The sequence below is a fragment of the Bradyrhizobium genosp. A genome, from assembly GCF_049949275.1.
GTDB lineage: Bacteria > Pseudomonadota > Alphaproteobacteria > Rhizobiales > Xanthobacteraceae > Bradyrhizobium.
The window spans coordinates 3324194-3350177 of record NZ_CP188196.1; the positions used below are offsets into that span (position 1 = coordinate 3324194).

Annotated in this window: 23 protein-coding genes; 21 read left to right on the plus strand and 2 right to left on the minus strand. The window is 61.5% G+C overall.

The features are described 5' to 3' along the window. The first annotated feature begins 4 nt into the window (after positions 1–4). The 10 genes from ACP2YP_RS15315 to ACP2YP_RS15360 all read left to right on the plus strand — a co-directional run bounded on the left by ACP2YP_RS15315 (position 5) and on the right by ACP2YP_RS15360 (position 10598). Complete coding sequence (locus ACP2YP_RS15315; protein ID WP_426425088.1) at positions 5–1093, plus strand: ABC transporter ATP-binding protein; 1089 nt, start codon at positions 5–7, stop codon at positions 1091–1093. Positions 1094–1147: 54 nt separating this feature from the next. Beyond that, positions 1148–1726: a histidine phosphatase family protein gene (locus ACP2YP_RS15320; protein WP_426425089.1), complete on the plus strand. Its 579-nt coding sequence runs from the start codon at positions 1148–1150 to the stop codon at positions 1724–1726. After that, positions 1635–2822 (plus strand): helix-turn-helix domain-containing protein, encoded by a 1188-nt coding sequence (locus tag ACP2YP_RS15325; protein WP_426425090.1) that lies wholly within the window; start codon positions 1635–1637, stop codon positions 2820–2822. Before ACP2YP_RS15320 ends, ACP2YP_RS15325 begins: the two co-directional genes overlap by 92 nt. A gap of 179 nt (positions 2823–3001) precedes the next feature. Continuing rightward, entirely contained in the window at positions 3002–3937 is a 936-nt protein-coding gene (locus ACP2YP_RS15330) for an intradiol ring-cleavage dioxygenase (RefSeq protein ID WP_426425091.1), read from the plus strand. 39 nt (positions 3938–3976) lie between these two features. Then, the gene (locus tag ACP2YP_RS15335; protein ID WP_426425092.1) at positions 3977–5782 is read left to right on the plus strand and encodes an FAD-dependent oxidoreductase; all 1806 of its coding nucleotides are present in this window, start codon (positions 3977–3979) and stop codon (positions 5780–5782) included. 159 nt (positions 5783–5941) lie between these two features. Then, a complete protein-coding gene (locus tag ACP2YP_RS15340) occupies positions 5942–7177 on the plus strand; it encodes an ABC transporter substrate-binding protein (RefSeq protein WP_426426160.1) in 1236 nt (411 codons plus the stop codon). 44 nt (positions 7178–7221) lie between these two features. Further along, positions 7222–7935 (plus strand): ABC transporter ATP-binding protein, encoded by a 714-nt coding sequence (locus tag ACP2YP_RS15345; RefSeq protein ID WP_426425093.1) that lies wholly within the window; start codon positions 7222–7224, stop codon positions 7933–7935. Then, a complete protein-coding gene (locus tag ACP2YP_RS15350; RefSeq protein ID WP_426425094.1) occupies positions 7932–8636 on the plus strand; it encodes an ABC transporter ATP-binding protein in 705 nt (234 codons plus the stop codon). The genes ACP2YP_RS15345 and ACP2YP_RS15350 overlap by 4 nt, the downstream gene beginning before the upstream one ends. A gap of 7 nt (positions 8637–8643) precedes the next feature. Beyond that, entirely contained in the window at positions 8644–9510 is an 867-nt protein-coding gene (locus ACP2YP_RS15355) for a branched-chain amino acid ABC transporter permease (RefSeq protein WP_426425095.1), read from the plus strand. After that, positions 9507–10598 carry a branched-chain amino acid ABC transporter permease gene (locus tag ACP2YP_RS15360; protein ID WP_426425096.1) on the plus strand — a complete coding sequence of 364 codons (1092 nt, stop codon included), beginning with the start codon at positions 9507–9509 and terminating at the stop codon, positions 10596–10598. Before ACP2YP_RS15355 ends, ACP2YP_RS15360 begins: the two co-directional genes overlap by 4 nt. Before the next feature lie 106 nt (positions 10599–10704). On the opposite strand, the gene ACP2YP_RS15365 is transcribed toward ACP2YP_RS15360, so the two are convergent. Beyond that, positions 10705–11835 (minus strand): Gfo/Idh/MocA family protein, encoded by a 1131-nt coding sequence (locus tag ACP2YP_RS15365; protein WP_426425098.1) that lies wholly within the window; start codon positions 11833–11835, stop codon positions 10705–10707. Positions 11836–12004: 169 nt separating this feature from the next. On the opposite strand from ACP2YP_RS15365, the gene iolD reads away from it, so the two are divergent. The 4 genes from iolD to ACP2YP_RS15385 all read left to right on the plus strand — a co-directional run bounded on the left by iolD (position 12005) and on the right by ACP2YP_RS15385 (position 16995). Continuing rightward, complete coding sequence (gene iolD / locus ACP2YP_RS15370) at positions 12005–13876, plus strand: 3D-(3,5/4)-trihydroxycyclohexane-1,2-dione acylhydrolase (decyclizing) (RefSeq protein WP_426425100.1); 1872 nt, start codon at positions 12005–12007, stop codon at positions 13874–13876. A 6-nt stretch (positions 13877–13882) separates the two neighbouring features. Further along, positions 13883–14782 carry a myo-inosose-2 dehydratase gene (gene iolE / locus ACP2YP_RS15375; protein WP_426425102.1) on the plus strand — a complete coding sequence of 300 codons (900 nt, stop codon included), beginning with the start codon at positions 13883–13885 and terminating at the stop codon, positions 14780–14782. 96 nt (positions 14783–14878) lie between these two features. Beyond that, complete coding sequence (locus ACP2YP_RS15380; protein WP_426425103.1) at positions 14879–15853, plus strand: Gfo/Idh/MocA family oxidoreductase; 975 nt, start codon at positions 14879–14881, stop codon at positions 15851–15853. A 68-nt stretch (positions 15854–15921) separates the two neighbouring features. Beyond that, the gene (locus tag ACP2YP_RS15385) at positions 15922–16995 is read left to right on the plus strand and encodes a Gfo/Idh/MocA family protein (RefSeq protein WP_426425104.1); all 1074 of its coding nucleotides are present in this window, start codon (positions 15922–15924) and stop codon (positions 16993–16995) included. Positions 16996–17085: 90 nt separating this feature from the next. Here the strand turns inward: ACP2YP_RS15385 and ACP2YP_RS15390 are convergent, their stop codons facing one another. Further along, the gene (locus ACP2YP_RS15390) at positions 17086–17958 is read right to left on the minus strand and encodes a MurR/RpiR family transcriptional regulator (protein WP_426425105.1); all 873 of its coding nucleotides are present in this window, start codon (positions 17956–17958) and stop codon (positions 17086–17088) included. A gap of 299 nt (positions 17959–18257) precedes the next feature. Between ACP2YP_RS15390 and iolG the strand changes: the two genes are divergently transcribed. From iolG to ACP2YP_RS15425, 7 genes are all read left to right on the plus strand, one after another. Beyond that, positions 18258–19265 (plus strand): inositol 2-dehydrogenase, encoded by a 1008-nt coding sequence (gene iolG, locus ACP2YP_RS15395; RefSeq protein ID WP_426425106.1) that lies wholly within the window; start codon positions 18258–18260, stop codon positions 19263–19265. A gap of 96 nt (positions 19266–19361) precedes the next feature. Continuing rightward, complete coding sequence (locus ACP2YP_RS15400; RefSeq protein ID WP_426425107.1) at positions 19362–20171, plus strand: SDR family oxidoreductase; 810 nt, start codon at positions 19362–19364, stop codon at positions 20169–20171. 248 nt (positions 20172–20419) lie between these two features. After that, positions 20420–21205 (plus strand): ATP-binding cassette domain-containing protein, encoded by a 786-nt coding sequence (locus ACP2YP_RS15405; protein ID WP_426425108.1) that lies wholly within the window; start codon positions 20420–20422, stop codon positions 21203–21205. Continuing rightward, positions 21195–22298 (plus strand): ABC transporter permease, encoded by a 1104-nt coding sequence (locus tag ACP2YP_RS15410; protein ID WP_426425109.1) that lies wholly within the window; start codon positions 21195–21197, stop codon positions 22296–22298. Before ACP2YP_RS15405 ends, ACP2YP_RS15410 begins: the two co-directional genes overlap by 11 nt. Before the next feature lie 55 nt (positions 22299–22353). Beyond that, positions 22354–23358, plus strand: coding sequence for a substrate-binding domain-containing protein (locus ACP2YP_RS15415; RefSeq protein WP_426425110.1), 1005 nt, complete (start codon positions 22354–22356; stop codon positions 23356–23358). Positions 23359–23641: 283 nt separating this feature from the next. Then, positions 23642–24280, plus strand: a complete 639-nt coding sequence (locus ACP2YP_RS15420) for a DUF1932 domain-containing protein (RefSeq protein ID WP_426425111.1) — start codon at positions 23642–23644, stop codon at positions 24278–24280. 293 nt (positions 24281–24573) lie between these two features. After that, positions 24574–25908 (plus strand): ABC transporter substrate-binding protein, encoded by a 1335-nt coding sequence (locus ACP2YP_RS15425; RefSeq protein ID WP_426425112.1) that lies wholly within the window; start codon positions 24574–24576, stop codon positions 25906–25908. Positions 25909–25984 lie beyond the last annotated feature (76 nt).

Genomic DNA, 25984 nt, shown 5'->3' on the forward strand with positions numbered 1-25984 from the left:
CAGAATGGCCAATCTGCGCATCGAGCAGCTCAACAAGCGTTATGGCGCGACGACAGTGCTCAACGACGTCAACCTGAGTGTCGGGGACGGCGAATTTGTCGTTCTCGTTGGCCCTTCAGGCTGCGGCAAGTCGACGTTGCTCCGGATGATTGCCGGGCTCGATGCTGCATCGGGTGGGCACATCCATATCGCCGGCAAGCTTGTCGACACGCTCGCGCCTGCCGAACGCGGCATCGCAATGGTGTTCCAGTCCTACGCCCTCTATCCGCACATGAATGTGCGCAAGAACATGACGTTCGGATTGAAGTTCACTGGCGTGCCGCCGACCGAGCGCGAGCGGCGCGTCGTGGAAGCGGCTCGCATGCTACGGCTTGAGGAGTTGCTCGAGCGCTATCCGCGCGATCTCTCCGGCGGTCAGCGTCAGCGTGTTGCGATCGGTCGTGCGATCGTGCGCGAGCCCGCTGTGTTCCTGTTCGACGAGCCGCTCTCCAATCTCGACGCAGCCTTGCGTGTCTCGACACGCGTTGAGATCGCGAATTTGCACAGGTTGCTGAAATCAACGATCGTCTATGTCACGCACGATCAGGTCGAGGCGATGACGCTTGCCGACCGCATCGTCGTGATGAACAAGGGCTGCATCGAGCAGGTCGGAAAACCACTCGACCTCTATTATGAACCCGCAAATTTGTTCGTTGCCGGCTTCATCGGCTCGCCGGCGATGAATTTCTTCGAAGCCAAGGTTGGTAGTGTAGAGCACGGATGCGCACGTGTGGCTGGACCTGGCTTTCGCGGCTTCGATTTGCCGGCGGCCTCATTGAAGGTCGGCGACGCGCTGACGGTCGGTGTCCGTCCGGAGCATCTTGGCCGGGACGTCGACGGTCCCTTCGCCGCCGAAGGCATCGTCGAGCTGGTCGAACGGCTTGGCGAGGCCTCCTTCGCCTATGTGCGCCGCGTCGACGGCCGGATGTTCGTTGCAGAGATGCGCGGCCGCCGGACGCCGTCGCCGGGCGAGACGGTGATGCTCGTTGCGGCGACTCCCGACGTGCACGTCTTCGACGCCTCCGGCCTGCGTGTTGCGACACAGACGGATTGACGGAGGCGACACGATGCCGATTGCAAGCAGGCCTGGGAGCGTGATCGTTCAGTCATGACGAATGTCGTACGCTATCTGACCCATCCTCAGGTGAATATCGATCCGTCGATTCCCGTTCCGTGCTGGGGCCTCAGTGAGGTCGGGAGAGCACGGACGGAAGCCGTGATAACCACGGGACAGCTGTCAGGTACCACGCAGGTCATATCCAGCGCAGAGCGAAAGGCGATCGAGACCGCTGAGATCGTTGCCGCAAAGCTGGGCGTCGACATGGAGGTGCGCGAGGCGATGCACGAGAACGACCGTTCGGCCACAGGCTTCCTCGTCCCCGACGAGTTCAAGGCGGTGGCCAATCAGTTCTTCGGGCAACCCCACATCAGCATTCGTGGCTGGGAACGAGCGGTTGACGCGCAGCTGCGCATTGTCGGCGAGGTCGAGCACGTGTTGGCGCGCAACACGCCGGGCGACGTGCTCTTTGTCGGCCACGGGGGCGTTGGTACTCTCCTGTACTGCCATTATTCCGGATTGGAGATTGATCGCGCCCATGACCAACCCGCTGGCGGTGGTTGCTTCTTCGCGTTCAGCTCGCGTGGCCGTCGCGTGCTGCATGCGTGGCGTCGCCTCGAAGAGCTGTGATTTTCGCGGAAGAGAATTGGTCTCAGGCGTCAGCGGGCTGACACACGGGATTGCGCGTGCAACGTCATCCGCCCATCGTGTTGCGCTGCAGCAGAGCAATCGGACCCGGAACAGCGCGGTCATTGGCTCTCGGCATCTGTTGAAACTCCAACGTGTTTGGGCTTCACTTCCGCGCCAGATGTCTCGAACCTGTCTTGGCCGCCCGATGCAATTGAAACCGGTATTTGGGATAGAGGATACTCACCGTATCCTGCACCGGTTCCAGGCCGACATCCGCGCCTCGAGCGAGGGCCTCGGCTGGTCTTCGGCATTTGCCTCGATCCAGCGCGAACGTGCCTATGAGGGCAAACTGCACGTGCTCTCGGACAGTCTGATGGTTCTGCATCGCGGCGGGCCGGTCGATATCACGTATACCGTGGGCGGAAAATCCATTAATCGGCACATCCCCAAGGGCGGCGTGTTCTTTCTCCCGGCCGGCCATGAATGTGACGTTGCGCTGCGTGCCGCGCTCGATACCACCCACATCTATCTTCGCTCCGATCTGTTCGCGGATCAGGAGAGGGGCGCCCACAATGTCGTCGGCGGACTGGCGCCAAGGCTGGGCGAGAGGGACGCCGTCCTCGAGCATCTCGCCGCGGCGGTCGGCGAGACCATCATCGGTGACCTGCCGGCCGCATCGCTGTTCGTCGATCCGATCGTCAAGGCGATGGCTAACCGCTTCATCGCCATCAATTATCACACACCGGCGGCCGAGCCGGGCAAGCAGACGCAGCGGCTGAACCATCGGCAGATGCAGCGAATCCGCGACTTCGTCGAGGCCAACCTTGAGAACGACATCCGGCTGGACATGATGGCCGCCGTCTGCGGCCGCAGCACCGAATATTTCGTGCGTATCTTCAAGGCGACCGTCGGCATCTCGCCTTATCAATACGTGCTCAATCTTCGGATCGAGCGCGCCAAGGCGCTGCTTTGCGAGGAAGGCTCGAGCATCGCCGATGTCGCCCTGCAATGCGGCTTCTCGCACCAGGAACACCTGACACGCATGTTCCGCCGCTTCACCGGTATGACCCCGGGCCGCTACCGGGGCACCCACTAATCGCGCGTCCGTGCGCTAAGCGGGTCGTTTGTCCTCTTGGCAGGAGAGGGCATCATTTTTGCAGTTTTGTGCAGGATTCCTCCGGTTTCGTGCAGGCCCACACCGTCCGTCGCGCATAGCCTCCCTCCCAAAACGACAAGCAATCCAGATCGCCGGGACCTCCGGCGCGGGAGGACGCCATGAGCATCGCCGCTATTGACGCCAAGCATGCAGGCAAATTCGACGATCGGGAACTCACCGCGGAAGTGATCCGCAGCTTTGACGCAACGCCGGATCCCAGGCTCAAATTCATTCTCGAACAGGTCGTGACGTCGCTCCACGATCTCGTGCGCCGCACCAATCTCACGTTTGAAGAGTGGGAGCGGGCGATAGATTTCCTGACCCGAACCGGACAGGCCTGCACGCCGCTGCGGCAGGAATTCATCTTGCTCTCCGACGTGCTCGGCGTGTCGATGCTGGTCGACGCTGTGAATCATCGCGAGCGCGAAGGTGCCACCCAGACGACCGTGCTCGGTCCGTTCTATGTGGGCGAACACAAGCCGACGCCGCATGGCTCCGATATTTCGCAAGGCATCGCCGGCGAGCCGATGTTCGTACGCAGCCGCGTGACTGATTTGGCCGGCCAGCCGCTCGCCGGCGCGGAGATCGACGTCTGGCACGCCGACGATGACGGCTTTTACGATTCGCAAAAACCCTCTTATGGGACGCAAGGGCCTTCGCTGCGGGCGCGGTTCGTTACAGATGCGGAGGGGCGGTTTGCGTTCCGCACCATTCTGCCCTGCAGCTATCCGATCCCGACGGATGGCCCGGTCGGCGAATTGATAGCAGCGACCAAGCGTCATCCGATGCGGCCCGCCCACGTCCACTTCCTGGTGAAGGCACAAGGCTTTGAGCCATTGGTCACCCATGTGTTCATCGAGGGTGACCAATACCTCGATTCCGACGCGGTGTTCGGCGTCAAGGACGAACTCGTGGCCAGGATTGAACGCCACGACGAGCCGCTGATGCCCGATGGCACGCCGGCATCCGAGCCGTGGCACCTCATGGCTTATGAATTTCAGATGAAGCCGGGAGCGGGCGTCGTGCCGGAGCCGATGATGGCCGCAGCCGAATAACGCGATCTCGCACGCCATAAACGAAATCGGGAGAAGGAAATGGCCAAGACGGACAGGACCACAGTTGAGACGGATGTTCTCGTGGTTGGAAGTGGGCCCGCCGGTGGGACCGCCGCGGCGCTGCTCGGCATGTGCGGCGTCAAGCATATCCTCGTGACCAAATATGGTTGGCTCGCAGACACACCACGCGCCCACATCACAAACCAGCGGGCCATGGAAGTGCTGCGCGATCTTGGCCTCGAAGAAAAGGCCGCTGCCCAGGCGACCCCGCAGCATCTGATGGCCAACAACGTGTTTTGCGAAAGCCTCGCCGGCGAAGAGCTCGGCCGGCTGTATTCGTGGGGCAATCATCCGGCGCGGCGGGCCGACTATGAGCTGGCGAGCCCGGTCAGCATCTGCGACTTGCCGCAGAATTTTCTGGAGCCGATTTTGCTCGAGGCCGCGGGCCAGCGCGGCACTTCGATTCGCTTCAATACCGAATTCGTCGATCTGGTCCAGGACGCCGATGGCGTCAGCGCCACCGTGAAGGATCGGCAGTCCGGGGAGAACTACGAGATCCGCGCCAAATACCTGATCGGCGCCGACGGCGGTCGCAGCCGCGTCGCCGAGGTCATCGGCCTGCCGATGCAGGGACAGATGGGCCGCGCCGGCAGCATGAACATCATCGTGCAGGCCGACCTCACCAAATACGTCGCGCATCGACCAAGCGTTCTGTACTGGGTCCTGCAGCCCGGCGCACAGATCGGCGGCATCGGGGCCGGCCTCGTGCGCATGGTGCGGCCTTGGAACGAATGGCTGTTCATCTGGGGCTACGACATCGAGCAGGGCGAACGGCAACTGACCAACGACGAGGCGATTTCGATCGTGCGCAATCTGGTCGGCGACGAGAAGCTTGAGGTCAAGGTCCGGTCGACCTCAACCTGGACCGTCAATGAAATGTATGCGGGTCACTATTCCTCGGGCCGGGTGTTTTGCATGGGCGACGCGGTGCATCGGCACCCGCCGACCAACGGGCTCGGCTCCAACACCTCGATCCAGGACGCCTACAATCTGTGCTGGAAGCTGAAACTGGTTCTGGAGAACAAGGCTGCGCCGGCGCTGCTCGACAGTTACTCGGCGGAACGTCAGCCGGTCGGCAAGCAGATCGTGACGCGCGCCAACAAGAGCATCGGCGACTTTCCGCCGATCTTCGAGGCGGTCGGTTTGCTCTCGTCCACCGATCCGGATCAGGCGAGGAAGAACATCGAGGCGCGCAAGGCTCCGACCGAGGAGGGCAAGGCGCGGCGCAAGAAGCTTTATGCCGCGATCGCGCACAAGAGCTACGAGTTCAACTGCCACGGCGTCGAGATGAACCAACGCTACGCATCCAGCGCCGTGGTCTCCGACGGCACGGCGGAGCCGCCGTTCACCCGCGACCACGAGCTCTATTACCACGCCACCACCTGGCCGGGTGCGCATCTTCCCCATGTCTGGGTCGAGCATCACGGCGTTCGCAAGTCGACGCTCGATCTCGCCGGCAAGGGTCGTTTCACCCTGCTGACCGGCATCGGCGGCGAATGCTGGCGAGCGGCCGCAGCCGCGGTCGAAGCGGCCTATGGCTTGCCCGTCGATGTCGTGAGCATCGGTCCCGCCGGCTGCGATGCGCAGGATATCTATGCTGACTGGTATCGGCAGAGCGAGGTCGATGAGGACGGCTGCGTCGTGGTGCGACCGGACATGTACGTCGCCTGGCGGGCCAGGCAAGCTGAGGCGGGCGCTTCGGATGTGCTGGTCGGCGTATTCGGACAATTGCTCGGCCGCGCCGCCGAAACGGGGCGCTCCGAGGCTTCCGTCGCCGCGGCCTGACGAGGCTTTCAAGCAAATGAATTGCGGCCGGCTATGCACCGGCCGACAGGGAGGAGGGAAAATCATATGACCAGCAAGACATTTGGATATCCGGCGGCGGGAATCGATCGTCGCCGCGTTCTGCAAGGCCTCGCCGGCGGCATCGCCGCGACCGGCGCGATGACGCTGTTCGCCCCCGCGGTTCGTGCCGCAAAACCGATCAAGATCGGCTATGTCTCGCCGAGAAGCGGCCCGCTCGCCGCCTTTGCCGAAGCCGACGATTTCGTGCTTGGCGAATTCCGCAAATTCGCCAAGGATGGCATCAAGGTCGGCTCGCAGAACTACCAGATCGAGGTCGTGACCAAGGACAGCCAGTCGAATCCGAACCGCGCTGCCGAAGTAGCAAAGGAGCTGATCACCCGCGACAACGTCTCGCTGATCCTGGTCGGGGCGACGCCCGAAACCAACAATCCGGTGGCGACGCAATGCGAGCTTGAGCAGGTTCCCTGCATTTCCACCGTGGCGCCGTGGCAGACCAATTTCATCGGCCGGCAGGCCAATCCTGGCGATCCCAAAAGCTGGAAGCCGTTCGACTACACCTTCCATTATTTTTGGGGCCTCGAGGATGTCATCGGCGTCTTCACGGGCATGTGGCAGCAGGTCGCGACCAACAAATCGGTTGGTGCGCTGTTTCCCAACGACGCCGACGGCAACGCCTGGGGCGACAAGGCCATCGGTTTTCCGCCAGTGCTGGCGAAGCAAGGCTTCAAGCTGACTGATCCGGGCCGCTTCCAGAATCTGACCGACGACTTCTCCTCGCAAATCTCCGCATTCCGCGGCGCCGACGCCGAGACCGTCACCGGCGTGATCATCCCGCCGGACTTCACGACATTCTGGAATCAGTCACGTCAGAAGGGCTTCAAGCCCAAGGTGGTGTCGGTTGCCAAGGCACTGTTGTTCCCGACCACTGTTCTGGCGCTGGGCAAGAGCGGCAACAATATCTCGACCGAGGTGTGGTGGACCCCGAACCATCCCTACAAATCGAGTCTGACCGGCGTCAGCGCCAGGGATATCGCCAAGGGTTACGAGCAAGTGTCCGGCAAGCAATGGACCCAGCCGATCGGCTTCGTCCATTCGCTGTTCGAGGTCGCGGTCGATGCCATCAAGCGCGCCGGTGATTCAACCGATGGTGCCATGCTTGCGAAGGCGATCGGCGCCACCAGGCTCGAAACCATCGTCGGACAGGTGACTTTCGGCTCCGACAAGGTGCCGCCGTTCGCCGCGAAGAATATCGCCAAGACGCCGCTGGTCGGTGGCCAGTGGCGCTTGAACGACGACAAATACGACATGGTGATCACCGAGAATAAACAGGCGCCGCAGATTCCGCTCGGTGGCGACATGCAGGCGCTGAGTTAACGCCAGGACATCTCGCATTTTCCGATCGGTAACGGGTCGCAACGATGCTTGAACTCAAAGCCGTCTCCAAGTCGTTCGGCGCCATCGTGGTGGCCGAGCGCATCGACCTCCGCCTGTCGCCCGGCGAAGCGATCGGCGTCATCGGACCCAACGGTGCCGGCAAGTCGACGCTGTTCAACCTCGTCACCGGGATGCTGCGGCCGGACTCCGGCCGCGTCATTCTCGAAGGCAGGGACATCACGGATCTTGCGCCGGAAGACCGTTGCCGTGCCGGCATCGGTCGGTCCTTTCAGATCCCGCGGCCATTCGATCATCTGTCGGTGTTCGAAAATCTGTCGGTCGCCGCGCTGTTCGGCGGCGGCCTGGCAGAGGCCGAGGCCGTTCAGGTCTGCGGCCGGACGCTGGCGCTGACCGGGCTTGAGGCGAAGGCCAACCGGTTGGCGGGAAGCCTGCCGCTGCTCGATCGCAAGCGTCTGGAACTGGCGCGTGCACTCGCCACCTGTCCGCGCGCGTTGCTGCTCGATGAAATCGCCGGCGGCTTGACCGAAGGCGAGTGTCACCAGCTGATCGCGACCATTCGGACCATTCACGCGCAAGGCATCGCCATCATCTGGATCGAGCACGTGGTCCATGCCTTGCTGGCGGTGGTGCAGCGGCTGGTTGTGCTGGATTTCGGCCGCGTGGTGGCGCAGGGCGTGCCATCGGAGGTGATGCGCTCCAGCGAGGTGCAGGCCATCTACATGGGGGTGCCGGCATGACTGTGCTGCTCAGCGTCACCGCGCTCGATGCGTTCTACGGCGACTTCCAGGCGCTGTTCGACATCGATTTCGAGCTCCGGGAGGGCGAGGCGGTGGCAGTCATCGGCGCGAACGGCGCCGGAAAATCGACGCTGTTGAAATCGCTGGCGGGGTTGGTGCGCAACCGGAGCGATGCCGTCCGTCTTGCAGGTCGGGCGATCGGCGACAGTCCAGCGGCAAGCATCGTGCGGCTGGGGCTCGCGCTGGTGCCGGAAGGCCGGCAGTTGTTTGCCTCGCTCACCGTCGAGGAAAATCTCCTGATCGGCGCGTTCGGCGGTGAGCGCACCTCGCCGTGGGATCTGGCATCGGTGTATCGGATGTTTCCGGTGCTGCATGAACGGCGGCGCAGCAGCGTTACCGTGCTGTCGGGCGGACAGCAGCAGATGGTGGCGATCGGCCGTGCGCTGATGTCCAATCCATCGGTTCTGCTATGCGACGAGATCAGTCTTGGCCTCGCCCCCATCATCGTGGAGGACATCTACCGGATGCTGCCGCGGATTCGCGACAACGGCACCGGCATCATCGTTGTCGAGCAGGACATCGCCCGCGCGCTGCGCAGCACCGATCGTTTCTATTGCCTTCAAGAAGGCCGGGTCACGCTCGCGGGCCGGCCGGCGGATGCTAGCCAGGACGCCATTCACGCGGCGTATTTCGGAACATGAGGCCGCGATGATCGGACTGGACACGGCGATCGAGGGCGTGCTTCTTGGCGGCGTTTATGCGCTGTTCGCCTTGGGGCTCTCGCTGATTTTCGGCATCATGCGGCTGGTCAATCTGGCGCATGGCGACTTGATCCTGCTTGCAGCCTATTTGGTATTCAGCGTCACCACCGTGCTCGGCGTTCCCTTGATCGTCGCCACGTTGCTGATCGTGGTGGTGATGTTTGTGGCCGGCTTTGCCTTGCAGCGGCTGGTGCTCGAGCGGGTGCTTGGGGACGACATTTTGCCGCCATTGCTGGTGACATTTGGGCTCTCCATCGTCATTCAGAATGGCTTGCTGCTGGCGTATGGCGCCGACAGCCACAGGCTCCAGGCCGGTGCGTTCGAGTCATCGTCGGTGACGTTGGCGGGCGGATTGAGCGTCGGTCTCGCGCCGCTCACGGCCTTCCTCACCGCCATTATTGCCGTCGCACTGCTGGAACTGCTTTTCTACCGTACGTCGCTCGGCCGGGCGTTTCGCGCGACCGCCGACAATCCGCAGATCGCGCAACTGATGGGCGTCAACGAGCGCAGCATCTACGCCGTCGCGGTGGGGATCTCGCTTGCGGTCTCGGTGATCGCCGCGATCACTTTCGGCATCCGCGCCAATTTCGATCCATCGATCGGACCGGCGCGGCTGCTCTATGCGTTCGAGGCGGTGATCATCGGCGGCTTGGGCAGCCTGTGGGGCACGCTGGCAGGCGGCATCGTGCTCGGTCTGGCGCAAACCATTGGCGCGCGGATCAATCCCGAGTGGCAGATTCTCGCCGGCCATCTCGCTTTCCTGGTGGTGTTGATGGTTCGTCCGCGTGGTCTGTTCCCATCGAGGCGAGCATGAGTGTGGTGGCCGCGGGCGAGAAGATCGAGATCGAGAGCGCCGGAGCCGCGCCGGTGTGGCGGGTACACGTCGGCACGTCGCTGTCGCGCGCAGCAGCGATTGCCGCTGCTGCCATCGTGGTGGCGTTGGCGTTGCTGCCGGCGATCGCGTCGCGCAACCTGATTCAGGATCTGATTTTCGTGTTCACGATGCTGACCCTGGCCCAATTGTGGAACGTGCTGGCGGGATGGGGCGGTCTGGTCTCGGTCGGGCAGCAGGCGTTCGTCGGGCTCGGCGCCTATGCGCTGTTTGCCGGCATCATCATGCTCCGGGTCGATCCGATGTTCGCGATCCCGCTCGCCGGTCTGTTTGCGGCCGTGGTCGCCGCCATGCTAGGGCCGTTGCTGTTTCGGTTGGAGGGGCCTTATTTTGCCGTCGGCAGTTGGGTGGCGGCGGAAGCGCTGCGGCTCGTCTGCGCACAATTCAAGACACTCGGCGGCGGCACCGGCATGTCGATCTCGCCATCGGATCTGTCGCAGATGATCGGCCTGAAACCGGTTCAGGCGCTGTTTGGCATGCGTCCCGCTGCCGCACGAGACGTGCTGGTCTACTGGATCGCGCTGTTGCTTGCGGTGATGGTGAGCCTCGGCATCACCGCGTTCGCTCGCTCGCGGATGGGGCTCGCGCTCGCGGCCAGCCGGGACAACGCCGCCGCCACGCGGAGCGTCGGCGTGCGCACCGGCCGCATTCGATACCTGCTTTGGATAGTGGTTGCGTTCGCGACCGGCATGGTCGGCGCGGTCGTCTACCTTCAGAAGGCGCGCATTTCGCCGGATGCGGCGTTTAGCGTCACCGACTGGACTGCTTACGTCATCTTCATCGTTGTGATCGGCGGCGTCCGCACGATCGAGGGACCGGTGATCGGTGTGCTGATGTTGTGGGGCTTGATTACTTACCTGGCGCAGTACGGCAGCTTCTATCTGGTCGTGCTCGGCACCATCGCCATCCTGATCATGCTGTTCATGCCGAAGGGCATCTGGGGCGAAGTCGCCCGGCGGTGGGGGATTCGGCTGTTTCCCACTCAGCGTGTTCTCAGCCGCAATCTGTGAGGGCTGGTGAAGGAGGCCAGCCTCCATGCGCGATCGTTCTTTGGAGTAGGTGACGTCCGCAGAAGTGGGGGCCGCCCGGCGTGGTGATTTTCGAGAGAAGACCTTCTCAAGGAACGTCCTTCCACGTTCCAGCGCGACTTGAGGCGTGAATCGTCTCGACGAGCGTTTGGACGCGCAGGCCAGCGCGGAAGTTAAATGGCTCCGGCCGACGTCCAGCAATAGCGTCAAGGTAACCCGCGGCTTCGATCGCCTTCAGGTCGTTGAAGCCAAGCTGGTGGCCAGGCGCAACGCAGAACAGGCCGTATGGTCGATGGTCCGGGCCTGCTTCGATCCGGCGGAATCCCTGACGGTCACGGCGGTCATCGGTCGAGAAGAAATGCAACTCGTTGAATCGTTCCTGGCTAAAGGCGAGGGCGCCCCTTGTTCCATAGACCTCGAAGTCGTGTTGCATCTTCCGCCCCGTCGCAATCCAATTCCCTTCGATCGAGCCGGAGGCGCCGTTCGCGAAACGAAGGAAGGCTCGGCTGACATCGTCGACTTCGACGCGCCTCCGGCCGCCTTTACCATCCGGACGCTCCTCAATCATCGTGACGCAATCGCCCATGACGCGGGTGATCGGTCCAGCGGCTGAACCCAATAGGAATTCGGCCGTTGCCAATGCGTGGCTGCCAATGTCGGCCAGTGCGCCGCCGCCAGTCGGATCATGCCGGAAGGTGAACGGCCCAGCGCTGTCTGCCATATAGTCTTCGGCGTGGACTCCGCGGTAGCCGCGTATCTCGCCGAGTTCTCCGGCGGCGATCATTTCGCGTGCGAGGCCCAGCATAGGGTTGCACAGGTAGTTGAAACCAACTTGCGTCTTGACTCCGGCCGCTTCAGCGGCGTCAGCCATTTCGCGGGCGTCGATCGCCAGCGGCGCCAGCGGCTTTTCGCAATACACATGTTTTCCCCGGGCAATCGCAGCCAATGCCATTTCCTTGTGGAGTGCGTTGGGCGTGGTGATGTTCACGACGTCGATAGCTGGGTCCGCCACGAGCGACTGCCAGTCCGAGGTCGCGCGCGCGAAGCCCAGCGCCGAGGCTGCTTTTGCGGCCGCCTCGTCGCTAATATCCGCGATCGTATGCAGCTCCAGCTCGAAGGGGAGATCGAAGACGCGCGCGGCGATGGAGTAACCGAAAGCGTGAGTCTTCCCCATGAATCCGCTACCGATGAGGCCGATGCAAAGCTTCGGTTTAGCCATGCCGGAAATCCTTGTTCACGATGAGGTCGGAGCTGAGCCGACCCGCGAAGCAATCGAGCACGTTCTGAATGGAGGACACTGTCGGCAATAATTGTTGCTAAAAAATGTCATTGTCAATATTCGATGCAAGAGACTATGTTCCCAAGAAACCGTGGAGGGAGGAGACCACATGACCGGAGCCACGATTCGACTCACCATGGCCCAGGCCCTGGTGCGATGGCTGACTCAACAGTTCACCGAAATCGACGGTGTTCGCGTGCCCCTGTTCGCCGGCGTCTTCGGCATTTTTGGTCATGGGAACGTGACCTGCTTGTCCGAGGCCCTGGAGGCGGTGCAGGATCGTCTGCCGACCTGGCGTGGACAGAACGAGCAGTCGATGGCGTTGGCGGCTATCGGTTTCGCCAAGGCCAAGCTTCGGCGGCAAATCATGGTCGCGACGTCGTCCATTGGGCCCGGCGCTCTGAACATGGTGACGGCGGCGGGAACAGCTCACGCTAATCGACTGCCCCTTCTTCTCATCGCCGGCGATACGTTCACCAACCGGCTGCCGGATCCAGTTCTCCAGCAGGTCGAGCATTTTGGCGACCCGACCGTCACTGTGAACGACGCTTTCAAGGCGGTCACGCGTTACTGGGATCGGATCACTCATCCGGCGCAGGTCATCTTCTCTCTCCCGCAGGCAGTGGCCGCGATGCTCGATCCGGCCGACTGCGGCCCGGCCTTCCTCGCGCTGCCACAGGACACCCAGGAGGTCGCCTTCGACTACCCCGAGGTCTTCTTCGAGTCTCGAACCTGGACCATCCCGCGTCCGCGTCCCGACCGTCAGAAACTCGCGGAAGCGTCAGCGCTGCTCAAGACCGCGAAGAAGCCGCTTCTCATCTCTGGTGGCGGCGTGCGCTACTCGCTGGCGGGAAATGTCGTCGCGGAGTTTGCGGTCAAGCGTGGAATTCCCATTGTGGAGACGGTTGCCGGCAAAGGCGCGGTGACCCACTATCATCCGGCCCATGCGGGGCCGATCGGAATTATCGGCTCAACCTCAGCGAATGCGCTCGCAGCCGAAGCCGATGTCATCCTTGCGGTGGGTACGCGCCTTCAGGATTTCACGACAGGATCATGGACCGCCTTTAGCCCGGACGCGCGTTTCATCTCGATCAACGCGGCGAGGTTCGATGCGGTGAAGCATCGTGCGCTGGCGGTGGTGGGCGACGCGCGGGAGACGATTGAGGAACTGGATGCGGCGGTCGGCTCTTGGCGCGTCGACCCCGCCCACATGGTGCGTGCTCAGACGCTGTTTAGGGAATGGGATGCGCTGCTCGAGTCACTGCAGGCCCCCAGCAACGCTCCGGTGCCGACCTACGCGCAGATAGTCCAGGCAGTGAACGCATTCGCCGACGAGAGAGATACCTTGATTTCAGCCGCCGGCGGGCTGCCCGGCGAAGTGGCAAAAGGCTGGCGCGTCAAGGCGCCGAACACCTTTGACCTTGAGTTCGGCTTCTCTTGCATGGGCTACGAGGTTGCGGCCGGTTGGGGCCATGCGATGGCCAATTCCGGGCCTGGCGGACTCGGCGGTACGCCGATCGTGATGGTCGGCGACGGCACCTATTTGATGATGAACTCCGACATCTACTCGACGGTTCTGAGCGGTCACAAGATGATCGTTGTGGTCTGTGACAACGGTGGCTATGCGGTGATCAACCGGTTGCAACAATTCAAAGGCGCGCCAGGCTTCAACAATTTGCTGACCGATTGTCGCGTTCAGAATCGCGATAATCCTGTTCACGTTGATTTTGCCAAGCACGCCGAGTCCATGGGGGCGGCTGCACGACGTTGCGAGAGCCTCGCCGACCTTGTTGCCGCGCTCGAATGGGCCAAAGGCAACGACCGCACCACGGTACTTTCGATCGTCTCGGATGCGCATTCGTGGGTTCCTGGCGATGCCGACTGGGACGTCGGCGTTCCCCAGGTATCTTCGCGCGAGACGGTTCGAAGCGCGCGCAAGCAACAAGAAGAAATTCGCGCGAAGCAGCGCATCGGAGTGTGATGAGCCATGAAAGCAAAACTTGGAATTGCTCCCATTGCCTGGTGGAACGACGATCTTGCCGAGCTGTCCGACGACGTGAGCCTGGAGGAGTGTTTACGCCAGGCGAGCGTCGCCGGCTTTACGGGAATGGAGACCGGACGGCGATTTCCCATGAACATGACGGAGCTCGGCCCGATACTCGCCCGGTTTGGCATTTCCGTGTGCGGCGGCTGGTTCTCTGGTCTTCTGCTCGATGGGGACATCGAACGGGAAAAGGACCGCATCCGCGCTCAGATGGATTTCTTCGTTGCGGCAAAGGCGCCCTGCATCGTCTACGGCGAAACTGCGCGCTCGATCCAGGGTATTCGCTCTGCGCCGCTCGATACCAAGCCCAGGCTCTCGGAGGAGGAGATCAAGGCGTATGGACGCAAGATGACGGCTTTCGCGGAATGGTGTGCCGGGCAGGGAATGCCGATCGCCTACCATCACCACATGGCTGCAGCGATCGAGACCGAAGCTGAGCTCGACCTGCTCATGGCGAATTCTGGTGAGGCGTTGCCGTTGTTGTTCGATGCTGGTCACCTGGCTTTTGCCGGCGGCAACGTTTTGCGTGTTATCGACAACCATCATTCCCGCATCAGCCATGTGCATACCAAGGACGTTCGCGGCAGCGTCATCGACAAGCTCGACCGGAAACGGGAGAGCTTCCTCGATGCAGTGGTGAAAGGGGCCTTCACCGTGCCGGGCGACGGCTCGCTCGACTTCGCGGCGATCATCGCCCGCCTCGCGTCCTACGGCTACGAGGGATGGTTCGTCGTCGAGGCGGAGCAGGATCCGAAGGTCAGTTCGCCGCTGGAAATGGCCAAGAAAGGCCACGCGGAATTGATGCGCTTGATGGCGTCTGCTGGATACGAAGTCGTACAATGAACCGCACGGATCGGATGTCGGTGTACGCGAAGAAGCGCTCAGGTCTCGCCCTGTCCCGGCGGGTTCATCTTGGCGCCAGGTCGAGGGGAAGGTGATATGAGCATCGGGATCGGAGTCATTGGCACAGGTGTAATGGGCGCCGAACATGCTCGGATACTCCGACATGAGACCCCCGGCGCTCATCTTGCTGGGATTTTTGATGCCAACGCGGATCGAGCGCAGACAGTTGCCTCTGGAGCAACCGTCTTTTCGGATCCCCAATCGTTGATCGCGTCGGATCAGATCGACGCAATCGTGATTGCATCGCCCGACGCCACACATGCGGCGCTAACGCGCGCCTGCATCGCGGCGGGGAAGCCTGTTCTCTGCGAAAAGCCCTTGGCGTCCTCAGCGGCGGCTGCCCTGGACGTGGTGCAGGCGGAAGTGGCTTTGGGTCGCAGGCTCATCCAGGTCGGATACATGCGCCGGTTTGATCCCGGCTATCAGGAGATCAAGCGCGTCAAAGACACCGGTGAATTGGGCGGTCCCGTGTTGTTGCACAACGTGCATCGAAACGTTCGCGCGCCGGAGTGGTTCAACGGTTCGATGGCTATCACGAATTCGTTCGTCCACGAGATCGACATCAGCCGTTGGCTTCTGGGATCGGAGATGGTTTCTGCGCACGTGGAGGCGGGGCCCGGCGGCGAGCCCCTCATGATCACAATAAAGACCGACAAGGACGAGATTGTTTCGACCGAGGTTTTCGTGAACGCCGGCTATGGCTACCACGTCCATGTCGAACTGGTCGGCCGGCAGGGCACGGTATCGCTGGCGCCGGCATCGCTGACGCTGGTGAACAGAGACAGAGCTGGCGGTCATTCGTATCCGGACAATTGGGTGCCGAGGTTCGAAGAGGCGTATCGCAAGCAGATGGCCGATTGGGTCAGCGCTGTGAAGACCGGAGTGTCGGTCGGAGCAAGTGCATGGGACGGCTATGTCGCCTCGGCCATCGCAGAGCAAGTCGCTGAGGCTCTCGCCGGAAATGGTGTGGCTCCGCTGAGATATGGGCCGCGTCCCTCGCTGTATGGCTGACAGAGCGAACGAGGCTGGAGGGAATTCGACAGCGTCTCACGCGATCCAATGCGAGTGCTGGAGAGGACATGATGATCAAATATGCAGTCGTCGGCGCGGGCTGGATTTCGCAACAAGCCTTCTTGCCGGGAGTCGGGCAGTCCACAAACTCGAAGGTTACCGCGATCGTGACCGGTGATCATGACAAGGCCGCGCGGCTGGCGGATTTCCATGGCGTTGGTCGGATCGACGGCTATGACGGATACGATGCCCTTTTGAGAAGCTCTGACATCGACGCGGTGTATATTGCTCTGCCGAACTACTTGCATGCCGACTTCGCCGTTCGAGCGGCTCGAGCCGGTAAGCACGTTTTGGTCGAGAAGCCGCTAGCCACAAGCGAACGAGATGCCCTCGCCATGATTGCCGCTGCGCGCGAGGCCGGCGTGTTTCTGATGACCGCGTACAGGCTCCACAACGAACCCGGAACCGTCGCGGTGCTCGAACATATCCGCAACCACGCGATCGGCCGGCCGCTCTTCTTTCAATCGGTCTTCAGTTTTCAAGCGCCGCCAGGTAACCACAGATTAAAAGCTGCGAGTTGGGGCGGACCGCTCCAAGACGTCGGGGTCTATTGCGTCAATGCGGCTCGCCACGTCTTTGCAGAAGAGCCCGTTGAGGCCATGGCGATGGTGCACCGACCGAACGATGACCCGCGCTTTCGCGAGGTGGAAGCATCCGTCGCAGCCTTGCTGCGTTTCCCTTCCGGCGGTTTGGCGCAATTCGTCGCCAGCTTCGGGGCGGCCGCCGTCGACAATTATCGGGTAGTTGGGACAGCGGGCGATCTCGAACTCGACCCCGGCTTCAGGTTCGAGACTGCAACAAAACTCCGTCTGCGCCGCGACGGCGAGGTCCACGAAACTCAATTTCCGCAAACCGACCATTTTGGCGCGCAGGTGGAATACTTTTCAGATTGTATCAAGGCTGGAACGCCGCCCGAGGCCGATGGCGAAGAGGGATTGGCGGACTTGCGCGCACTGATCGCAATCGAGACAGCCGCCCTGACCGGACAACCACAAACGATCGCATCCCCTCCACGTGACCGCCATCCGACGCCCGACATGGTGCGAGTGACCCCCGTAACCGATCGACGACTGGTTTTCTGAGGCGCTGCTCGCCTGCGCGCATCACCGGATGACGAAGGTGGTACGGCCGGCCCGATCCATCGCAGGAAAGACAATCTGACGTGGCTTGTTCTACTGGCTGGTCACCGTTGGAATCCGCGGATTGACGTCGTTTTTCTGTAGCCTTGCTGCCAGCGCTACTGTCAAAGCCTGTGCAAGGCACATCGGAGCGGCGAGCGAACGCGAAAAGGTGTATTCATGCTCTGGAACAGCGAACAGAACGCGGGCGCTCTTGGTCAGCGGCGATAGCGTGCTATCCGACATCGCAATGATGGGAACACCATTGCGCCCGGCTTCCTCCACAACGTTGACGACCTCATTTGCGTAGAAGCGGAACGACACCGCAACGAGCACGTCCTTCTTGCGGATCGTACGCGCGATGTGCGTAGCAAGTCCGCCGCTCGCGTCGAGCAATACGCAACGTTTGCCCAGCATGGTCAATATGTAGCGAAGGAATTCAACCACGGGCGCTGAACGCAGTTGCCCGATCAGAAAAACCGAGTCGGCTCTCTCAAGGAGACTCACCGCTTCCGAGAGAGCTTTCGGCGAAATGTCTGTGAGCATGTCCTGAAGAGAAGCAATGTCACGGACGACCAGGTCGCGCAGAAAACCAACTTCGCTGCGATCCGTGCGAGCGCCCAACTCGATTTCCAGAGCTTTAATGCGCGCTTCAAAACCCGGGGCGGCGGTTGACAAGCGCCGTTGAAACCGTACCTGGAGTTCCTTGAAGCCTTCGTAGCCAAGCGACTGCGCAAAGCGCACGAAGCTTGAAGCATGGATGCCGCAGCGATCGGCGATCGCGTTTACCGACAGGACCGCGACATCATTCGGATTCTGGGTCAGGTAAACCGCTATTTTTTGATAGGACTTGCTCATGTCATCGTAGCGATCGTGGATGACACGGATCAATTCCTCGTAGTCTTCCGGTGCCTTCACGTCCTGCATCTACAGTGCTCTCACCATTCTCGTTTCATTGCCTGCGGATGTCGATAATTCGCCTTGGTTTGGGAAGCGGCCCTCCCTAAGCCAATTCGCGATACTTGAGGCATCTCTGTGAGCCAAGTCTCCAGCAATAAAAGGCCTCGTCGTCGACCGGCCGGGTTAAAGACCCAAGGAGACCCACGTCGCGTCACCATCCCTGGCGGCGGCACGGAATCATCGATAGTCTCGGCGAACAATTATTGACACTTTTGCATATTAGCAATAACCCTTGCAAGTAAATCAAACAAGCGTCGCGGGAGGAAATGGTGGCGATCAAATTCGCATTGCTCGGGTGCGGGCGTATTGGCGTGTTGCACGCCCGGAATGTTGCGAAGGCGGACGGAGCGCGCCTGGAGACGGTGTTCGATCCGAACACAACTGCCGCCGAAGCGGTCGCTAGGGTGCATGGCTGCGGGGTATCCGCAAGCGTGGAAGATGCGATTGGTAAGGCCGACGCAGTTCTGATTGCGACATCGACTGCGACACATGCCGATTTGATCGAACTCGCGGCAAAAGCTGGCAAGCCTATTTTGTGTGAGAAGCCGATCGATCTCAGTCTCGATCGGGTGCGGGCATGCCGCAAGGCGATCGAAGGCTACAACGTCCCAATTCAGATTGGCTTCAATCGCCGCTTCGACCCCGGGCACCGCGCCGCTCGCAATGCCTGCGCCGCGGGCAAAATCGGGAAACTCGAGCAGGTCGTCATCACATCGCGGGATCCGGGGATGCCACCGCGAGGTTACACGGCAGTCTCGGGCGGTATCTTCCGTGACATGACGATCCACGATTTTGACGTGGCGCGATTCATGTTGGACGACGAGCCGACCGAGGTCCTCGCGATCGGCAGCGCGCTTGTTGATCCCACCATTGCATCAGATTTTGGCGACTTCGATTCTATCATGGTTGTTATGCGCACTACTGATGGAAAGCTGTGCCATATCAATAACTCTCGACGTTCTGCCTTTGGCTACGATCAGCGGATCGAGCTGTTTGGCAGCGAGGGGATGGTCATCTCCGACAACAAGAAGGCGCACGAGCTGAAATTTTTTGGCTCGACCACCACTGATGCGGCCGAGCCCTACCTCAACTTCTTTATTGAGCGCTATGCGGAGGCCTACGAAGCCGAGATCGCCGCGTTCATTGCCACCATTCGCGATGGTCGGCCGATCCAAGCGACGTTCGATGACGGTTACCGCGCGCTCGTGCTTGCGGAGGCGGCGATCGAATCCGCCAAGACCGGCAAGAAGGTCGAGGTCCGCAATATCGCGTGACGTCGAATGCGCCTTCGGGGCATCGAGTAGCAGCAGGGCCAGTGCTACGCCAGGTCTTCATAACCGAGAGCCAGAATCGATCGTTGGAGAAGTTGTATGACTTCGATGAATGGAAAGATCGCGATTGTCACAGGCGGTACGCAGGGGCTCGGCGCCGCCATCGCCAAACTCTTTGCCGAGCGCGGCGCGAAGGGCATCGTAACGTGCGGTCGCGACGAGACGAAGGGGCGAGCAAAGGCCGATGCAATCGCCACAGCCACGGGCGCATCCGTGGCATTTGTGCGCGCTGACCTGACAAAGATCGAGGATTGCGCCAGAGTCGTGGCTGAGGCGGACAGGGCCTTCGGGCGCGTCGACGCCTTGGTGAACGCCGCGGGTGACACAAGCCGCGGCACCATCATCGACACAAGTCCCGACCTTTTCGACAAGATCTTCGCCGTCAATACGCGCGCCCCCTTCTTTCTGATGCAGGACGCGATCAAGCTCATGCGCCGCGACAGAGTGCAGGGCACGATCGTCAACGTCTCTTCGATGTCGGCGATGGGTGGCCAGTCCTTCATTGCTGCTTATTGCGCTTCGAAGGGGGCGCTCGATACGCTGACGCGAAATACGGCCCATGCGCTGCTGCGCAACCGCATCCGTGTCAACGGTCTCAACATTGGCTGGATGGCCTCGGAAGGCGAGTTCAACACGCAGCAAGTCCACCATGGCCGGTCTGCGACCTGGCTCGAAGAAGCCGCCGCGCAGCAGCCCTTCGGCCGATTGCTCGATCCCATCGAGGTCGCGCGCGCCGTTGCGTTCCTGTCCTGCGACGAGTCCGGAATGATGACGGGAGCCACGATCAACTTCGATCAAAGCATCTGGGGCGCCTACGATACATCGCCGCAACCGGAAACGCCGCTCTGAGACAATCCGAGGCAGGCTTTTCTTTGTGACGAACGGCGAGCGCACGTGGCCTTTGGCTTCGTTGATTGCATCGGTGCTCTCGTGTCGCCCATTTTAGCCTGGCGAGCAACGATATGGTCTCTCGCACTTCTGATTTCCGGGCGTTCTGGCCAAGCCGCCATGAACGATCCACTGCAAGGGCGCCCCCGCCTGGCAAGTGAAATAAGTATTGCGCAAACATAGTTCGTGCAATATTAATTGCGAGCGATATGAAGCGGCCGGATAGAGCCGCCACCGCACGATGGAGGGAACGCGTGGCTTTGCTTGATGTGCGAAGCATCTCGAAGAGCTTTGGTGCCATTCGCGCGCTGTCCGATGTCAGCTTTTCGATTGATGCGGGGGAAGTGGTCGGGCTGATGGGCGACAACGGCGCCGGCAAGTCGACCATGGTGAAGCTAATTGCCGGAAACTTTCCCCCGACCGAGGGCGCGATCGTCGTCGACGGCAAGGCATGCCATTTCCATAGGCCAATCGAAGCACGAGCCGAGGGCATTGAAGTTGTCTATCAGGAGCTTGCGCTCGCCGACAACCTCACCGCGGCGGAGAACGTTTTCCTCGGAAGGGAAGTTAAGAAGGGGTTTTGGCCGCTGCGTGTCCTGGACAAGCAGGCGATGATCAAGCGCGCCGGGGAGCTCTTCGCCGAGCTCAAATCGGAAACGCGTCCCCGGGATCTCGTGAAGAAGATGTCCGGGGGGCAACGCCAGGCTGTTGCGATTGCCCGGGCCCGGCTGTCCAATGCCAAGCTCGTCCTGATGGACGAGCCGACTGCGGCCATTTCTGTGCGACAGGTCGCCGAGGTGCTCGAGCTCATCCGCCGACTGAAGTCTCGCGGAGTATCGGTGATGCTGATCAGCCACCGCATGCCTGACGTGTTTGCCGTCTCCGATCGTATCATTGTGCTCCGGCGTGGCTCAAAAGTGGCCGACAAGGAAACCGCGACGACCTCGCCGGAGCAGATCACCGGCCTGATTACGGGAGCGATCCGTGAAGCCTAGCTCCGCCAAAGTGATAGAAGAAACACACGCCGCAATCAGTGACGTCGCCAGCATTCGCGAGCAGACGGCCTTCCAGCGCCTGGTGACCAGTCAGGCATTCTGGGTCGCAGCCGCGCTCTTGGCTCTGGTGATCTTCATGACCTGGCTGGAGCCGAGTTTCGGCACAGCCGACAACGTAACAAACATCACGCGCAACTTCGCTCCGCTAGCGATCATGAGCCTCGGCATGACCGTGGTCATCATCACGGGGGGCATCGATCTATCCGTCGGTTCGGTGATGGGGCTCGTTGCCATTGTCACCGGCTTGCTGCTGACCTGGCATCATCCCTGGTACGTCGCCTTCGCCGCCGGACTCCTCGCGGGACTGGCGTGCGGAGCTTTCAACGGCTTCTTCGTTGCCTATGTCGGCATGCCGTCCTTCGTCGTGACGCTCGGCATGCTGTCGATCGCGCGCTCGCTGGCCGTCGTGCTGTCCGGCAACCAGATGCTGTACCAGTTTGGTCCGGACGCGCCGATCGTCAGGGCAATCGGCCAGGCAAAATGGCCGCTCCATGCGCCAGCTGGCTGGGCGCCACGCTGGATTCCGGAGTTGTCCTCCCATTTTTGGGTGATGCTGATCCTTGCCTTCATTCTTGGCGCCATCTTCATATTCACGGCCTGGGCGCGCCACCTCTACGCGATCGGCTCCAACGAGAACGCCGCGCGCCTGACCGGCGTGCCGGTCGACTGGATCAAGTTCCAGGCCTACGTCCTTTCGTCGTTCACGGCCTCCATCGCCTCGCTGCTGCTCCTCGGCTACAGCGGCTCGGCCATCAACGCGATGGGGACTGGCTACGAGCTCCGCGTCATCGCCGGCACGGTCATCGGCGGCGCCAACCTCATGGGCGGCTATGGGACCGCCTTCGGCGCCGTGATCGGCTCGGCGTTCCTCGAGGTTATTCGCAACGCGCTTCTGATGGCCGGCATAGATTCGAACTGGCAAGGTGCCTTCGTTGGCATGTTCATCGTCATCGCCGTGCTGCTCGGCATGCAGGCGAGCGGAACGTCGCTGGTTGCTACGATCCGTGAGTGGGTTGTCTGGAAGCGTAGTTAGGAATCCGATGGAGGTAGTGTCGGAGACTTGGAATCAACAACAAGGGAGGAGACACGTGCATAAACATCTACTAATGGCCGCCGTCGCGTTTTCAGCGCTGATGGGAGGACAGGCCTACGCGCAGCAGAAGTTCACCTTTGCGCTCGTTCCCAAGAACATGAACAATCCGTTCTTCGACCAGGCGCGCGACGGCTGCAAGAAGGCGGAAGCCGAGTCCAAGGGCGCCTTCCAATGCATGTACATCGGTCCGGGAGAGCACGGCGGCGGTGAGGAGCAGGTGCAGATCGTGCAGGACCTCGTCGCAAAGAAGGTGGACGGCATTGCCGTGGCACCGGCCAACGCGGCAGCGATGGCCGTTGCGCTGCAGGCCGCCAAGGGCGCAGGCATTCCCGTGTTGACCTGGGACTCCGACGTTCTCCCCGAGAATAAGGATCTGCGCCTTGCCTATATTGGCACCCACAACTACGAAATTGGCGTCAACATCGCCAAGATCGTGCAGACCATCAAGCCGAAAGGCGGCTCGATCTGCATCCAGTCCGGCGGCGCAGCTGCAGCCAACCACAACGAGCGCATGAAGGGCATCCGTGACACGCTGGCCGGCAAGGAGTCCGCCCAATCGCCCGGGGAGCGGTTGACTGGACAGAATGGCTGGAAGGAGATCGACGGCTGCCCGCTCTACACCAACGACGATTTCCCTCTGTCGGTGCAGCAATTCCAGGACACCATGGCAAAGAATCCGACCCTGGACGCGTTTACACCGACGGGCGGATTCCCGCAATTCGTGCCGGACGCCAACCGTGCTGCGGTCGTGCCCTTCAAGGACAAGATCGCCAAGAAAGAACTCGCGTTGGTGGTTGCCGACACGTTGCCGGTTCAGATCGACCAGATGAAGGAGGGGTTTTCACTCGGCCAAGTGGGACAACGTCCGTTCGAGATGGGCTACAAGACCATGTTCGCGCTGAAGGACGTCAAGGACGGCAAGGCTCCGCCTAAAGATCCGACCTATACGGGCCTCGACGTGTGCACATCCAAGAACGTCGACACTTGCATCGCGAAGTAGTCCGAGCTTGACGGCAGCGGGCTAGGGGACCTAGCCCGCTGCCCTTTCACGAGGGCAAAATCGAACGCAGCCGCGGGCCGCCTGGATCTCCGGTCCTACCTGACCTCGCGGCCCTTTTGCCGCGCGCGAGAGGCGCCTAGCGTCGCGCCAACGTCAAGCCGTAGCCGCGCCATACACGGTCCCGCCGGCTTTGACCTCAACTGGCATCGCGCCAGGATGTCCGACGCGAGACGATGGAGACGACGTCGAGGAAGCGGTCAATGTCCTCCTCGCTCGTGTAGGCGTGAGGCGCGACGCGATTAACGGCCTGGAGGCCCCGCGCCTCGAGGTCCGCCCGCGCATAGTCGCGGTCGACCACCGCAGCGGCGATGTTGGCCTCGGCAAGATAATCGTTCAGCTCGGCCGGCGGAAAAGCGTCGGTCGTGAATGTCAGGAACGCAGACGCATCGGCTTTCCGCCGAAAGGCGACGATCCGGGACCCGCCTTTTATTTCTCGGGCGATGCGGCGCCGGATCTCAAGGGATTGGCTGACTACGGTCTGGACATTCGCATCGTCGACGGTCCAATCGGTGCAGCCTTGGCATTGAAACTGTCCTACGCGGGAATTACCAAGGAGCTGGTGGCGATCGCGACCGCGATGGTGCTTGCTGCCGAACGTGCGGGAGCAGGCGCTGCGCTGAAGGCAGAACTGGCGGCGAGCCAGCCGCAACTGTTGGCCCGCTTCGCCAAGACGCTGCCGGACATGTACCCGAAAGCCTATCGCTGGGTCGAGGAGATGCACGCGATCTCCGAGTTCATCGGTGATGAGTTTCCGGAAGCGCAGATCTACAAGGGCGCGGCCGGCCTCTATGAGCGGATCGCCGCCGACGTCGCGGGGGATCATGACGCGTGCAAGCGAATCGATGCGTTCCTCGCGTCTTAGCGATGCGACCGGCTGCGGACCCGACGCCACTCTTGAAGCCATCTACCGTAAGCCCTATCGCGCAGCGCGGGAGACGCGCCCCGCGCTCCTGTTGCAATGTTTAGTAAATCGTGTTTCACTAAACAAATCGAGCCTACCGGGTCTATAAAATCCGGGTGGCGCGAGGAAACGCAAGTTTAGTTACTCAGCTCGTCAAGGACTGTGTCGCTCTGCTCGAAGCATTCGGGCGGGCAGGAAAGCCGCGCCATGTCGAAGGCCGGCCCACTCGGAGGGAACGTGTAATGAAACGGACAATGAAGACGCTTGTTGTGGCATGCGGGGCTGTTGCCGCCGCATTCGGCGTCGGAGCGGGGACTATGCCCGCACAGGCGCAAGGCAAGACCATCACGCTGTGCTGGGCCGCTTGGGATCCGGCCAACGCGCTGGTCGAATTGTCGAAGGACTTCACCGCCAAGTCGAGCATTGGCATGAAGTTCGAATTCGTGCCGTGGACCAATTATGCCGATCGCTTCCTGAACGAACTCAATTCCCACGGTTCGCTGTGCGATCTCATCATCGGTGATTCACAATGGATCGGCGGCGCCGCGGAGAACGGCCAGTACGTCAAGCTCAACGATTTCTTCAAGAAGGAAGGAATCAGCATGGATGACTACATGCCAGCAACGGTGGTCGGCTATTCCGAGTGGCCAAAGAACACGCCGAACTATTGGGCGCTGCCGGCGATGGGCGATGCGGTGGGCTGGACCTATCGCAAGGACTGGTTTGCGCGGCCGGACGTGCAGAAGGACTTCAAGGCCAAGTACGGCCGTGATCTCGCCGTGCCGAAGACGCTCGACGAACTCCGCGACATCTCGCAGTTCTTCCAGGGCCGCGAGATCGACGGCAAGAAGGTTTATGGCGCCTCGATCTATACCGAGCGTGGCTCGGAAGGCATCACCATGGGCGTCTCGAACTACCTCTACGACTACGGCTTCAAATACGACGATCCGAAGAAGCCCTATGCGATGGACGGGTTCGTGAACTCGCCCGGCGCCGTGAAGGGGCTCGAGGCCTACAAGGAGCTCTACAAGTGCTGCACGCCGCCCGGCGCCTCCAATTCCTACATGTCGGAAGGGCTCGATGCCTTCAAGTCCGGCCAGGTTGCGCTGCAGATGAATTTCTTCGCGTTTTTCCCGGGTCTCTACAAGGACCCGAATGTCGGCGGCGACAAGATCGGCTTCTTCGTCAATCCGGCCGGTCCTGCCGCGCAAGCGACGCAGCTGGGCGGTCAGGGAATCTCGGTTGTCTCCTACTCCAAGAACCAGGCCGAAGCGCTGCAATACATCAAGTGGTTCTCCGGCGGCGACGTCCAGAAGAAATGGTGGGCGCTCGGCGGCTATTCCTGCGCCAAGTCCGTGTTGAACGACCCGAGCTTCCCGGGCAGCGCGCCCTTTGCGAAGGAGTTCCTGCAATCGATGGGAATGGTCGTCGACTTCTGGGCCGAGCCGTCCTACGCCCAGCTGTTGCAGGCGGAGCAGAAGCGCGTGCATGACTATGTGGTGGCCGACAAGGGCACCGCGCAGGATGCGCTCGACGGTCTGGTGAAGGACTGGAAGGCGATCTTCAAGGAAGAAGGCAAGAAGTTCTGAAGCAAACGGCCCGGAGCGCGTACGCGCGCGCTTCGGGTTTCCGTCGAGATGACCGGAACTGTCGCATCGTCGACGC